General features: G+C 64.4%; 12 protein-coding genes, 1 tRNA gene and 1 pseudogene. 8 read left to right on the top strand and 6 right to left on the bottom strand.

Translation table 11 applies throughout. The annotated features are described in order from the left end of the window. Window positions 1–132: 132 nt before the first annotated feature. The 3 genes from pal (at window position 133) to VG320_RS23730 (ending at window position 1,659) form a co-directional block, all read left to right on the top strand. Entirely contained in the window at window positions 133–642 is a 510-nt protein-coding gene (gene pal / locus VG320_RS23740; protein WP_327202508.1) for a peptidoglycan-associated lipoprotein Pal, read from the top strand. A gap of 24 nt (window positions 643–666) precedes the next feature. Beyond that, window positions 667–1,416, top strand: a complete 750-nt coding sequence (gene ybgF, locus VG320_RS23735; protein ID WP_327202507.1) for a tol-pal system protein YbgF — start codon at window positions 667–669, stop codon at window positions 1,414–1,416. A gap of 167 nt (window positions 1,417–1,583) precedes the next feature. After that, window positions 1,584–1,659 (top strand) — tRNA-Lys (locus tag VG320_RS23730). A gap of 76 nt (window positions 1,660–1,735) precedes the next feature. On the opposite strand, the gene VG320_RS23725 is transcribed toward VG320_RS23730, so the two are convergent. Further along, a complete protein-coding gene (locus tag VG320_RS23725) occupies window positions 1,736–3,661 on the bottom strand; it encodes an acyltransferase family protein (protein WP_327202506.1) in 1,926 nt (641 codons plus the stop codon). A gap of 206 nt (window positions 3,662–3,867) precedes the next feature. Here VG320_RS23725 and VG320_RS23720 point away from each other — a divergent pair, with 206 nt between their 5' ends. Continuing rightward, window positions 3,868–4,317 carry a BspC domain-containing protein gene (locus tag VG320_RS23720; protein ID WP_327202505.1) on the top strand — a complete coding sequence of 150 codons (450 nt, stop codon included), beginning with the start codon at window positions 3,868–3,870 and terminating at the stop codon, window positions 4,315–4,317. 138 nt (window positions 4,318–4,455) lie between these two features. On the opposite strand, the gene VG320_RS23715 is transcribed toward VG320_RS23720, so the two are convergent. The 3 genes from VG320_RS23715 to VG320_RS23705 form a co-directional block, all read right to left on the bottom strand. Continuing rightward, window positions 4,456–5,037 (bottom strand): YceI family protein, encoded by a 582-nt coding sequence (locus VG320_RS23715; protein WP_322047886.1) that lies wholly within the window; start codon window positions 5,035–5,037, stop codon window positions 4,456–4,458. Window positions 5,038–5,103: 66 nt separating this feature from the next. Next, entirely contained in the window at window positions 5,104–5,688 is a 585-nt protein-coding gene (locus tag VG320_RS23710; RefSeq protein WP_327202504.1) for a YceI family protein, read from the bottom strand. A gap of 46 nt (window positions 5,689–5,734) precedes the next feature. Further along, a complete protein-coding gene (locus VG320_RS23705) occupies window positions 5,735–6,304 on the bottom strand; it encodes a cytochrome b (protein ID WP_414696107.1) in 570 nt (189 codons plus the stop codon). 100 nt (window positions 6,305–6,404) lie between these two features. Here VG320_RS23705 and VG320_RS23700 point away from each other — a divergent pair, with 100 nt between their 5' ends. Further along, entirely contained in the window at window positions 6,405–7,322 is a 918-nt protein-coding gene (locus VG320_RS23700) for a LysR family transcriptional regulator (RefSeq protein ID WP_327202502.1), read from the top strand. 250 nt (window positions 7,323–7,572) lie between these two features. Continuing rightward, entirely contained in the window at window positions 7,573–7,959 is a 387-nt protein-coding gene (locus tag VG320_RS23695) for a hypothetical protein (RefSeq protein ID WP_327202501.1), read from the top strand. Window positions 7,960–8,079: 120 nt separating this feature from the next. Here the strand turns inward: VG320_RS23695 and VG320_RS23690 are convergent. Further along, window positions 8,080–8,694, bottom strand: a pseudogene (locus tag VG320_RS23690) (ParB-like protein); the annotation flags it as partial. Window positions 8,695–9,053: 359 nt separating this feature from the next. On the opposite strand from VG320_RS23690, the gene VG320_RS23685 reads away from it, so the two are divergent. Next, on the top strand, window positions 9,054–9,869 hold the full coding sequence (locus tag VG320_RS23685; RefSeq protein WP_327202500.1) for a mechanosensitive ion channel family protein: 816 nt from the start codon (window positions 9,054–9,056) through the stop codon (window positions 9,867–9,869). Between the two features lie 118 nt (window positions 9,870–9,987). On the opposite strand, the gene VG320_RS23680 is transcribed toward VG320_RS23685, so the two are convergent. Then, window positions 9,988–10,674, bottom strand: coding sequence for a DedA family protein (locus tag VG320_RS23680; protein ID WP_327202499.1), 687 nt, complete (start codon window positions 10,672–10,674; stop codon window positions 9,988–9,990). 236 nt (window positions 10,675–10,910) lie between these two features. Between VG320_RS23680 and mutL the strand changes: the two genes are divergently transcribed. Continuing rightward, window positions 10,911–12,740: DNA mismatch repair endonuclease MutL (mutL, locus tag VG320_RS23675; RefSeq protein ID WP_327202498.1), on the top strand; the 1,830-nt coding region annotated here is incomplete at its 3' end.

Here is a 12,740-nt window from a genome sequence, read left to right as displayed (position 1 = left end):
GTGAACGGCCGTGGCGTGCTGGCTGCTGTTTCGACCGACGGTCGTACGCGGCAAATCCTGTCCGTTCAGGGCGGCAGCGTACGCGAGCCGTCCTGGGGTCCTTTTATGCAATAACACTTCAGGAGAGCAACAATGATGTCGAACAAAGTCCGCCTGGGCCTGGCCGTCTTGATGATCGGTGCGCTGGCAGCGTGTAAGTCGGCGCCGAAGGCCGACGAAAACGCGAACGCCGGCTCGATGAGCACGCAGCCGAACCCGAACGCAGTCGCACAGGTCAACGTCGATCCGCTGAACGATCCGAACAGCCCGCTCGCCAAGCGTAGCGTGTACTTCGACTTCGACAGCTACGCAGTCAAGGACGACTACCAGAGCGTGATCCAGGCACACGCACAGTACCTGAAGACGCATCCGGAACGTCACGTCCTGATCCAGGGCAACACCGACGAGCGCGGCACGAGCGAGTACAACCTGGCACTCGGCCAGAAGCGTGCTGAAGCCGTCCGTAAGGCTCTGTCGTTGATGGGCGTGCCGGATTCGCAGATGGAAGCCGTCAGCCTCGGCAAGGAAAAGCCGCTGGCGACCGGCCACGACGATGCATCGTGGGCGCAAAACCGCCGTGCCGACCTCGTGTACCAACAGTAATTTGAGCATTGGATGAAGGGGCGTATGTCGCACCGTTTCTCCCCGCTGCGCTTTGCCGCAGCCGCCTGCGTGGCCGGGGTCGCCTTTTCGGCGCTACCGGCCCACGCGGGTCTCTTCGATGACGATCAGGCGCGCCAGGCGATTCTCGACCTGCGCGCCAAGACGGACAATCTGAACAGCCAGTTGTCGGCTGCCCAGCGCACGATCCTCGATCAGTCCAACCGTATCGACCAGCTCAACCAGCAGGTCGCGACGCTGCGTGGACAGAACGAGGACCTCGGCAATGAGCTGACGACGCTCGCGAAGCAGCAGAAGGACTACTACACGGACCTCGATACGCGTCTCAAGAAGTTCGAGCCGCAGCAGGAAACCGTGGACGGCGTGCAGGGCACGGTTCAGCCGGGTGAGATGGATGCGTTCAACTCCGCCTCCACGCAGTTTCGCAACGGCGACTTCAAGCAGGCCGCCGCGTCGTTCCGCAGCTTCATCTCGAAGTTCCCGCAGAGCCCGTATCAGCCGACTGCGCAGTACTGGCTCGGCAATGCGCTCTACGCGCTGAAGGACTACAAGGGATCGACGGCGACCTGGCAAAACGTGGTCAGCAAGTATCCGCAGCATCCGCGTGCGCCTGAGGCGCTGATGGCGATTGCCAACAATCAGATCGAGCAGGGGCAAAAGGCTGCGGCCAAGCGCACGCTCGAGCAGATCGTTGCGCAGTACGGCAGCTCGGATGTGGCGCAGGCCGCGCAAAGCAAGCTCTCGCAGCTGAAGTAAGACGCTGCTGGCGCCAGGCTTGTTACCGCTTGTCTGTCGCCTGCAATGAAGTTCGAAGGGCCCGGAAAACGTCGGCTGGTTTGACGTGTTTCCGGGCTTTTTCTATTTTTCGCACACGGGTTAGTTGACACCCATCGGGTATCTCGCTATAATCCCGCTTCTCTTTTGGGTCGTTAGCTCAGCTGGTAGAGCAGCGGACTTTTAATCCGTTGGTCACAGGTTCGAATCCCGTACGGCCTACCAAAGATACTGTGAAAAGCCCGGTCATCGCGACCGGGCTTTTTGCTTTTCTGCGGCGGTGTTTTCATAACCGCGCCCGTCAGCGCGCGATCGCCCGCGTCATCGCCGCCTCGATGCCCGGTGCGAGATAGCTCACGCCCGCTTCGCTCAGGTGATCGGTGTCGCTGAACAAGGCGCGATCGCCCTTCACCGTGTAGCAGACCTGCCCCGCACACAGCGACTCGAACGGATCAACCACGATCACGCTACCGCCATCGGCGGCCATCGAGGCGATCTCCTGCCCCATGCCGAAGAGCCTCGCCTGCCCATCGCGCGGCACGGTCATTTCACCAATCGCGTGACCCGCCTGAAACTGCGCGCGCGCCCACTGATGCGGCAGATCCCCGCCAGGACTGGGCACCGAGGTCACCAGCACGAGTTTGCCGCCGCGCTGCGCGAGCGTCGCCGCGATCTGGCGAATCACCCCGCCTTCGTAGCCCGGATCGTAGCGCTGCCAGTCGCCGGCGATCACGACATAGCGCAGCGTCGGCGTGCGCATGAAATAGTCGTAGACGAAATTGGCATATCGTTCGCAGCCCGAAAAGACTTCCGCGCCCGATCCCTTGAATACCTTGCCCCTGAACGGCGGGCAACCGCCCTGCGTCGCCACGACGCCGCTCACGCCCAGCTTCGTGGCGATGTCGTCGACGGCGGGCTGCAGGCGGTTGGCGAACGAGTCGCCCCAGAGGATCAACGTCGGCGCGTCGGCATGGAGCGCGCTCGCCGCGCCGATCGTGCAGAAGTCGCCGGGCTGCGTGGTTCGCTTCGAACCATCGACTTCGCGCATGCACCGGTCGGCATCGGGATGCGTGTCGAGCGTCGCGAACGTGACGTTGCGCTGCCACGATGGCAGGCGCTGCGGCCAGCCTTGCGTCGCCGCCATCGCCCCCGAGAACGCGAACGCCGTCGCCACGCAGGCGAGTGAGCTTACGAGCAGTCGCCGATTGCTCGCGCGCCTGCGCGTCGGCACTTCCACGTATCGGTACGAGAGCCATCCCGCCAGCATCGCCGCGACGATCATCGCCACCGTCTGCACGCCGGCTGGATCGTGGCCGGTGCGCTCGCGAAACGCGAGCAGGATCGGCCAGTGCCAGAGATAAACCGAATACGAAATCGTGCCGAGGAACTGAAACGCCCGCGTGCCCAGTACACGCGCGACGAGCCCGCCCTGCGCGTAGATAACCAGTGCGGTGCCCAGCACCGGGAAGAGCGCGCGCCAGCCCGGATAGGGATCGTCCGCGCTGAACGCGACGATGCCCCAGCCGATCAACGCGACGCCAAGCAGGCTTAGCGGCTCGCCGATGGCCGCTCGCGGCGCACGCGCACTCGCATACACGGCCACCACCGATCCCGCCATGAACTCCCACGCGCGGCTCCACAGCAGATAAAACGTCGAGTTGGCATCGGCGCTCGTGTGGACGATGCACCAGAGCAGCGATGCCAGCGCAATCGCCGCGAACAGCGCTGTGCCGAGTCGCTGCCGCAGCGCACCGCGCGTCGGCCAGAACAGCAGGCATAGGAACGCGAAGGCCAGATAGAACTGCGATTCGAGCGACAGCGACCATGTATGCAGGAAGAGATTCTGCCGGGCATCCGGCGCGAAGTAGCCCGTCGCACCGTGAAACACGTAGTTCGAGCGCATCACGAGCACGGAGGCCGCATCGCGCACGAGACGCGTGAAATCGTCGGGCAAGTACGCGTAGGCCGCCCACGTCACAGTCGCGAGCGTCACGACGACAAGCGCCGGGAAGATGCGCCGCACGCGCCGCATCAGGAATTCGCGCACGGAATAGGAGCCGCGCAGAATCTCGCGGTGCGTAATGGAGGTCAGCAGAAAGCCGGAGATGACGAAGAAGATATCGACGCCCACGTAGCCGCCATGCGCGGGCGCGACACCATAGTGATACAGCACGACGGCGGCCACGGCGATCGCGCGCAGACCGTTGACATCTTTTCTGAATTGCATCGACGCTTCCGTGACCCAGGGTTGCGCAGGACTTCGCGGTTCTTTTTTCTGGCGGGCATTATCGTCGATTTCATGCGGCTTCGGCCCGCGCCGTCAGCTTCGCGCACGCCAGGTGCGGCGGCGCATGAAGCGTCAACATGCAGGCCCAGCGTGTATACTCACGCCCTCCCCCGTTGTTCCTCTCCCGCTGCACAGGCCACGTCACCATGAAGTTCCCGACTCTCGCCTGCGCTCTCGTCGCGCTGCTCTGGGTCAGTCTGCGCGTCCAGGCGCAAGTTCAACCCCCGCCCGACGATTACGAGTATCTGCGCCGCATCCGCGTGCCCGACGCCGTAGTGAACTGCGTCGCCGCACTCGACGAATGGGTGCACAAGGCACAACGCTACGATTCGCTGCTCGTGCCGGACCGGCGCGCGCTCACTGCAAACGTCGAAAGCCCCGTGCCCGCCAGCGCGATCGCGACGGTTTCGGCGTCAACGAGTGCGGTGCCGCAGGCTTCGCCCATCGACACGCTCATCCACCTGCGCGCCTTCGCGAAAGTGCGTGGCAAGTACGCGTGGGTTCCGGTGAAGGCGACATGCGGCATCTGGCGCACGCATGTGGTCGACGTGGCGCTTGCGCCGCGCACGATGCACGAAAGCTCGCCGATTCACTGATCGGGCTGGTTCACGCAAGCGCAATCACGCGCTTTCGAAGCGACCGCGCATTACCTGGTTGTACTGTGCATCTCGCCTGAAAAACAAAAAGCCCGTGCGCTTTCACGCACGGGCTTTTTGCAACGAAGAAAGCGACGCTTAGTCCGCCTTCACGCCTTCGACCTGGATCTGCAGCGTCGTGAGCATCTTGAAGCCGTAAGCCTGGCCGTAGTTCACGCCGAAGTCCGAGCGGTCGAACTGGGCGGTCGCGTCGGCGCCGCACACTTCGCGCTTGAGCATCGGGTTCTGGAAGCACTTGAACGAATCGATCTTCAGGTTCAGCGGCTTCGTCACGCCGTGCAGCGTGAACGTGCCGATCACTTCAACAGGCTTGTCGCCGTCGAACTTGATCGACGTGCCCTTGTACTCCGCCGTCGGGTACTTGGCCGCGTCGAGCATTTCCGCCGAGCTGACGTGCTTGTCGAGCGCCTTGTTACCCGTGTCGATCGACGATGCGTCGATGGTCACGTCGACCGTACCGGTCTTCGCCGCGGTGTCGAGCACGACGGTGCCCGAGCTCTTCGTGAACTTGCCGCGCCAGACCGAGACGCCGCCGAAGTGGTCGGTCTCGAAGCTCGGGTACGTGTGCGTCGGGTCGAGGTTGTAGGTCGTGGCGGCAGCGAAAGCAGGCGTAGCGATGGCGGCGGCCAGGGCGGCGGCGGCGAAAATCGTGGTCTTCATGAAAGCGTGGGTCCTGTTGCGGAAAAAGCGAAGGAATGAACGAATAAAACGAGTAGCCAGCGCGCGTCAGTGCGCGGCGGCCACGATGTGAAACTTGATCTGCACGTCGTCGGCGACGACCGAGGTGTCTTTCCACTCGCCCGTGCCGATGTTGTAAGCGAGGCGCTTGATGGGCAACGCGCCGTCGAACACCTGGTTCGCGCCGTCCTTGTGGTACTGCACGGGCACGACCACATCGGTCGTCTTGCCCTTGATCGTGAGCTTGCCTGCCACGCTGTAGGCGCCATTCGCGCCCGGCTTGATCTGCGTGGACACGAAGGTCGCATGCGGGAATTTACCGGCGTCGAACCATTCGTCGCCGGCGACTTCCTTGTTGTAGTCCGGCGAGCCGAGGTCGAAGCTCGCGACATCGACGTCGAGTTTGGCGCTCGATGCGGCAGCGTTGGCCGGATCGAAATGCACATCGGCGCTGAACTTGTTGAACTTGCCTTCGACCGGCACGTTCATCTGCTTGAAGACGGCCGAAACCGTGCTCTTCGCATTGTCGGCGGCATCCGCGTTCAGCGCGAAGGAAGCCGTGAAGGCCGCGCCGGCGGCAAGCGCCGCGCCGAGCGCGACGACGGAGACTTTAGAGGCGAGACGTTGGATCATGTTCGTTCGGTTCGCGTTGAGCGGTGAAGAGAGTTCGAAAGCAAAATCAATCGCGCGGCGTGCCGAACGGCAGCATGCGCGCAAGGATATTCTGACGGTCCAGCACTTGATGCTTGATGACGGCGAGCACATGCAGCACCACCACGGCAAGCAGCGCATAGTCGAGCGTCACATGCACGGTGCGCAGCACGCCCTTGAGCGCGGTGTCAGGGCCAATCAGCGTGGGCAGCGGCCAGATGCCGAGATACACCACCTGGATGCCCGCCGCGGAACTGTAGAGATAACCGCTCACGGGAATCGCCACCATCAGCAGATAGAGCGCGAAGTGTCCCAGATGTGAAGCGCCCTTCTCCCAGCCATGCATCGAGCGCGGCAGCTTAGGCGCAGCGTGCGTCGCGCGCCAGAGAATACGCACCAGCACAAGCGCGAGCACGGTCACGCCGATCCACTTGTGCCACGAGAAGTAGCGCAGCTTGGTGGGCGTGAAACCGGGGATATCGGTCATGACCCAGCCGAGCGCGAAACCCCACACGATCAGCGCGGCAATCAGCCAGTGCAGCAGCATGGCGACGCCGCTATAGCGGCCGGCGGGCTTGACGGAACGATTCATCGGCATGGACATCCTCGATAGGGAACGCGCACTTTAACCCGACGTTAGCTATACAAACAATCGTCTAAAATGGATCGTTATCATCCATTTTTTCGATAGATCGATCATGGACCGCTCGCCGAGCCTCGAACAACTGCGTGCACTGATCGCTGTGGCCGAAACCGGCAGTTTCTCGGCGGCGGCGCGTCAGCTCGACCGCGCGCAGTCGGTGGTGAGCTACACGATCGCCAATCTGGAGGCGCTGCTGGGCGTGTCGCTGTTCGAGCGCGGCAAGCGCAAGCCGGAACTCACCGCAGCGGGCCGCGCGATTCTCGCCGATGCACGCCGGCTCGATCTGCTGATGGGCCAGCTTAACGCCAAGGCGGCGGGCCTGCAGCGCGGGCTGGAAGGCGAGGTGTCGGTAGCGGTCGACGTCATGTTTCCCTCGCAGCGGCTCGTGGAGGCCTTGCAGGCGTTCGCGCTGGCGTTTCCCACCGTGGCGCTCAATCTCACCATGGAGGCGCTGGGCGGCGTGCTTAAGCTGGTGCTGGACGGCGACTGCGCCATCGGCATCAGCGGGCCGAACCAGAACTGGCCGCATGTGATCGAGGCGCAGTCGATCGGCACCGTCGAACTCGTGCTGGTAGCGGCGCCCTGTCATCCGCTTGCGCAGATGCCGCAGCCGGTGCGCATTTCGGACGCGCGCGAGCACACCCAGCTCGTGCTGACCGACCGCAGCCGCCTGACCTTCGGGCAGAGTTTCGGTGTGTATAGCAACCGGGCGTGGAAGCTGGGCGATCTGGGCGCCAAGCACCGGCTGCTGCTTGCGGGGCTCGGCTGGGGGTCGATGCCGCGCCATCTCGTCGAAGCCGATCTCGAAACCGGCCGCCTCGCGCGCATCGTGCTCGCCGACCGTGGATCGGTGAACTACAACGTCTCGCTGATCCACCGCACCGACGCCGTCACGGGCCCCGCCTGTCAGTGGCTCGGCGACTTCCTCAGGAACGGCACGCCGCCCGACATGCCGCTGCCCGATGCGCGCTGAGCCTGCTCTGCGTTGCGCGCTTACCACCCCGCGCGAGGCCTGACAAAAGTTGACAAAGCCGCGGCAGCCGCGCCGCACGGCGCGCTGGCGTTTCGAGACGCATTGGCGAGCGTGTGAACGCGCTTAGCGGTGATTTTTCGAGATGTGCTGACGTGCCATGATCGCGCCGCGCCCGGCTTCCCGACCGGGTCACCGCCTGGGTTACAGCCCGGGTCATAGCCTGGGTCATAGCCCGATAACGAGCCGTCTCATGTACAACTTCGTCTGCTGCCTGCTCTCGAATCTCGCCCTGCTTGCCGCCGTGCATCTGGTGTGCTGGTTTATCCGCGCGATGCGGCCGGACCTGACCATCCACAGCGAGCGCATCTTCATCGGCATGATGGCCCTGGCCTTCGTGTTCGACGCCGCGCTCACCTTCCTCGTGTTCGCCGAAGCCTCCGGGCCGTGGCAGCGCTATCACCCGGTCAGCGCGTTTTTCGCGCGGGCGCTCGCCTATGTGCTCGCGGTGGTCGTCGCGCTGGTGCTCGCCCGACGTGCGGCGCGTGCGGCTGCCCAGCGCGACGCAGGCGAGAATCGCAAGGACGGCGCGCTCGAGATCGAAACGTCGCCGTACAGCAAGTCCACGCTGCCGATGTGAGCGCGCGGGCTTCTGCTTCTACTTCTTTTTGGCCTTGGCCTTTCCCTTGACTGCGGCGTCCGAGGCCGCGGCGGCTTGCGCCACCGCCCCGCCCGATCCATTGGCAAGCGCCGCCTGCGGCACCACACCCGACCAGCCAGGCAGATAGCGCGCATCGGCGTCGTGAGCGTGACTGAGCGCATCGGCCAGCGCCTTGTCGAAGTCCTTCGACACCGATGCGGCGCTGACCTTCTGGCGCAGATAGTCGGCCCAGAGGAATTCGCTGAAGGGCGTCGTGTCCTTCGCATAGCCGCCCGCCACGCGCAACTCGCCAGCGAGGCTGCGATACGGATCGTCGGCGAGGCCGGAAAGCTGTTTGGGCAGCGCGCCGTAGTCGCAGCGCTCGCCCGCCGCATCGAACGGATGCACCCACTGGTTGTGCTCCATCATGCGCCAGAAGATCGTCGGCTCCAGCCACGACAGATCCTTGATGACGGTCACGCGCACGCTCGGCACGCCTTCGTGCAGCCACGCGAGGCCCAGGTGGTGATGATCGACCACGTAGTAGCGCCCCTTCGGGCCCAGGACGGCCGGAAACCAGTGATTGTCGATCGCCGCGGCGCGGCCTTTCTTGTCGAGCGTTTTCCAGTGGGTGCGCTTGAGCTCCACCTCACGGTAGCCGACCGTGAGCTGCGTCGGGCGCAGCGCTTCGAGATCGACGGTAATGAGGTGAAGATCGGAATTCGACAGGTTCATGAAGCCTCCTTGTAGGTGTACTGATCGCTCGGTGCGCTGAAAACCGCTGCACAGGGTAACCCGCAACGATAGCGCCGAATGCGTATCCGATGCGCATCAACTGTAGGTCAAAGGCCACCGTGCGATGCGCGCGTTGCCTGGGGTCAACCCCGAAGCACCTGGGCACGCAGGATGCACGCGATCGCCGCTTCGCCTATAAATGCACAAACGCGATGCGGATACGGGCCGCGCTCGACGCCCGTCAGAACCTCCATGCCTCGCTCCACGGTTGCACAGTCGTCGTTTCAGTCGCTTCAACATGCAGTCTCCTGCGGTTCAACGCGTCTTTCCGGCTCAATCACCGATCAAGCGAGGGCATCTTGGATCTCGAAACCATCCGCGTATTCATCATGACCCGGGGCATCGACTTCGGGACCAAGGTCGTGGCGGCCATCGTCCTGTGGATCATCGGCCGCTGGGCGATCAATCTCGTCGCCGGCTTCCTGCGCAAGGTTCTCCAGCGCAACGAACGCGTCGATCCCACGCTCGCGCATTACCTGAGTTCGATCCTCGCCGCGGTGCTGAACCTGATCCTGGTGCTGGCGATCTTGCAGGTATTCGGCGTGCAGACGACCTCGTTCGCGGCGCTGCTCGCGGGTCTGGGTCTGGCCATCGGCACGGCGTGGGGCGGGCTGCTGGCGCACTTCGCGGCGGGCGTGTTCATGCAGGTGCTGCGCCCGTTCAAGGTGGGCGACTTCGTGACGGCGGGCGGCGTGACAGGCACGGTCAAGGAGTTGGGCATCTTCGGCACGACCATCATCTCGCCCGACAACGTCGTGAATATCATCGGCAACAACAAGATCTTTTCGGACACGATCTCGAACTACAGCGCCACGCCCGTGCGCCGCGTCGAGCTGACCGCCAAGATCGCCAACGGCGTCGATCCCGTCGATGCGGCCAACCGCCTGCGCGCGGCGCTGGTGAAGATTCCAAACGTTGCCTCGGACCCCGCGCCGGACGTCGAGATTCTCTCGTTCACGCCCGAAGGACCGCTGCTAGCCGTGCGCCCCTATACGGCCAACGACACCTACTGGCAGGTGTATTTCGACACCAACCGCGCGATCGTCGAAACCTTCCGGGAAGCGGGCTATCCGACGCCGGAAACGCCGTCGCAGATCCGGCGCGTGGGCACCTAGTCACGCACAGCGCGCAAAGAAAAACGGCATCGTCCTGGCGGGCGATGCCGTTTTTTCATGAAGCGCCGCGACGGCTATTCAATTGCCATCAGTTTGCTTCAGTTCCCTTCAGTTTCCGTCAGTTCCCATTAGGCCCGCGCACGGCATTGCCGTCGCTGTTCTTGCGCATCATCTTCCAGAGACCGCCGAGCACCACCGGCACGATCGCCGCGCCAATCCCCACCAGCACGATGATGTTCAGGTATTGGCGGATGAACGGAATATTGCCGAAGAAGAAACCGAGCAGCACCAGCAACAGCACCCAGAACAGCGCGCCCGCGATATTGAAGAGCTGGAAGCGCTGCATGCTCATCTGCGAGACACCCGCAACAAACGGGGCGAACGTGCGCACGACCGGAATGAAACGCGCGAGCACGATGGTCTTGCCGCCGTGGCGCTCGTAGAAATCGTGGGTCTTTTGGAGCGCGGCGCGGTCGAGGAAGCGCTCAAGGCCTGGAATGCGCGTGTTGAACACCTTCGGCCCGATGGCGCGGCCGATCAGATAGTTGAGCGTGTTGCCCGTGACCGCCGCGACGATCAGCAGCGTGAGCAGCGCGCCCAGATTCATCTCGTGCGTAGCCGCGAATGCGCCGCCGATAAAGAGCAGCGAGTCGCCCGGCAGGAACGGCAGCACGACCAGGCCGGTCTCGCAGAACACGATCAGGAACAGCACCGCATAGACCCAGGCGCCGTACTGTTGAATGAAGACCCCGAGAAACTTGTCGATGTGCAAGACAAGGTTGACGAACTGCAGCAGCGTATCCAAAAGTGTCCCTTATTGGTCATGGCTCCGACGCCCGCTTCCGTGCTGATCCGTGCGGAGAAAGGCGTGCGAAACCGGTGTTGCGCGAGAAGCAAAATTGACCGCGCCATGATACCGAAAGTGCCCGTCGTCACGAAAAATTCCCATGAAAAAGCGCAAAAATGCGTGCAACGGGCCACCAAAGCGCGGAGAAAACCAGGGCCGCAAGGCCGCCCGCCCGACTCGTTATAATTGCGCGCATGTCTGCGAATCTCGATCCCAACGGCGCCGCCGCGCCCGACGCAGCCTCGCCTGCGACCACCACTCCCGCTCCCGCCACCGACTCCGCCAACGATCGCGAGCCTGTTGCCGCGCCGCAGGAAGCACGCGCCGCACGGCCCGCGCGCGCGATCCAGGCACTGCCCGATCAGCTCATCAGCCAGATCGCCGCAGGCGAAGTGGTCGAGCGGCCCGCCTCGGTGGTGAAGGAACTGCTCGAAAACGCGCTCGACGCGGGCGCGAGCACCCTGCGCATCCTGCTCGACGAAGGCGGCGTGAAGCGGATCTCGATCGCCGATGACGGCTGCGGCATTCCCGAAGCCGAACTGCCGCTCGCGCTGATGCGCCATGCGACCAGCAAGATCCGCTCGCTGGCCGAACTCGAAAGCGTGGCGACGCTCGGATTTCGCGGCGAAGCGCTGGCCTCGATCGCCTCGGTCGCCGAGATGTCGATCACGAGCCGCCCCGCCAGCGCCGCGCACGCGGTCAAGATCGACGCGCACACCGGCGCACTCTCGCCCGCAGCGGGCGGCCAGGGCACCACGATCGAAGTGCGCGAGCTTTACTTCAACACCCCCGCGCGCCGCAAATTCCTCAAGAGCGAACAGACCGAACTCGGCCACTGCCTGGAGATGATCCGCCGCAGCGCGCTGGCGCGCCCCGACGTGGCGATTTCGGTGCTGCACAATGGCCGCGCGGTCGAGCACTGGAACGCCAGCGATCCGTCCACGCGCGTGTCGAAGATTCTCGGCGAGGTGTTCGCAACCGCCCACCTGCCGCTCGACGAGCGCGCGGGGCCGCTGGCCGTCTATGGCTGCGCGGGCCTGCCCACGGCAAGCCGCAATCGCGCCGATCAGCAGTACTTCTTCGTCAATGGCCGCTTCGTGCGCGACAAGCTGCTCACGCACGCGGTGCGTGCCGCGTACGAGGACGTGCTGCACGGCGACCGTTACCCGTCCTATGTGCTGTTTCTCGACCTGCCGCCCGAGGCCGTCGATGTGAACGTGCATCCGTCGAAGATCGAGGTGCGTTTTCGCGACTCGCGCTCGATTCACCAGTTCGTGTTCCATGCCGTGCAGCGTGCGCTTGCGCGGCACGCCGGCGCATCGCCTGAAACCACCTCGGGCGGCCACTCGGCGATGATCGAGCCGCGTCCCGCGCCGGGCGCGGGTTTGCTCGGCGGATCGGTTGGCTTGTCTTCGGGGGCGTCCAGTCCTGCGGGAGCGCCGGGCGGCGCAGCTTCGGGACGGTTTGGCACGGCCAGTGTGGCGAGCAGTTTCGGTGGCTCGGGAAGCAGCTTCGGCGCGGGTGGCTCTAGCGCGCGCGCATCCGGTTTCGGCTCGGGTAACTCTGGTGGCTCGGGTGGCACGGGCGGTTCCGCCAGCGGCAACACCTGGCTGCGCCAGTCGCGCATGCAGCAAGGTTCGCTGCCGGTCGCGCAGCCGCTTGCGCTCTATGACGCACTGTTCGGCCGTAAAGACGTCGGCGCCGGGGCGGCCGACGGCGCGACCGTCCCGCAAGCCGCGGAAGGCGGTGCGCTGTTCGACGCCCCCGCAAGCGCGACAGACGCTGCGTTCGACGCTCGCGACGATCATCCGCTCGGCTTCGCGCTCGGCCAGGTGCACGGCATCTACGTGCTCGCGCAGAACGCACGCGGCCTCGTGATCGTCGACATGCACGCCGCGCACGAACGCATCCTCTACGAGCAGTTCAAGAACGCGCTCGCCGAACGCTCGCTCGCGGTCCAGCCGCTGCTGATCCCGATCTCGATGACGGCGGACCCCATCGAAACCGGCACCGTCGAAGAAGAA

This window comes from Paraburkholderia sp., from assembly GCF_035948235.1.
Taxonomy (GTDB): domain Bacteria; phylum Pseudomonadota; class Gammaproteobacteria; order Burkholderiales; family Burkholderiaceae; genus Paraburkholderia.
This window is presented reverse-complemented; position numbering and strand designations above follow the sequence as displayed.

Excerpts from the sequence above, each read along its gene's own strand:
- pal (WP_327202508.1), top strand. The coding sequence starts at position 133 with ATGATGTCGAACAAAGTCCGCCTGGGCCTGGCCGTCTTGATGATCGGT.
- ybgF (WP_327202507.1), top strand. The coding sequence starts at position 667 with ATGTCGCACCGTTTCTCCCCGCTGCGCTTTGCCGCAGCCGCCTGCGTG.
- VG320_RS23725 (WP_327202506.1), bottom strand. The coding sequence starts at position 3,661 with ATGCAATTCAGAAAAGATGTCAACGGTCTGCGCGCGATCGCCGTGGCC.
- VG320_RS23720 (WP_327202505.1), top strand. The coding sequence starts at position 3,868 with ATGAAGTTCCCGACTCTCGCCTGCGCTCTCGTCGCGCTGCTCTGGGTC.
- VG320_RS23715 (WP_322047886.1), bottom strand. The coding sequence starts at position 5,037 with ATGAAGACCACGATTTTCGCCGCCGCCGCCCTGGCCGCCGCCATCGCT.
- VG320_RS23710 (WP_327202504.1), bottom strand. The coding sequence starts at position 5,688 with ATGATCCAACGTCTCGCCTCTAAAGTCTCCGTCGTCGCGCTCGGCGCG.
- VG320_RS23705 (WP_414696107.1), bottom strand. The coding sequence starts at position 6,304 with ATGCCGATGAATCGTTCCGTCAAGCCCGCCGGCCGCTATAGCGGCGTC.
- VG320_RS23700 (WP_327202502.1), top strand. The coding sequence starts at position 6,405 with ATGGACCGCTCGCCGAGCCTCGAACAACTGCGTGCACTGATCGCTGTG.
- VG320_RS23695 (WP_327202501.1), top strand. The coding sequence starts at position 7,573 with ATGTACAACTTCGTCTGCTGCCTGCTCTCGAATCTCGCCCTGCTTGCC.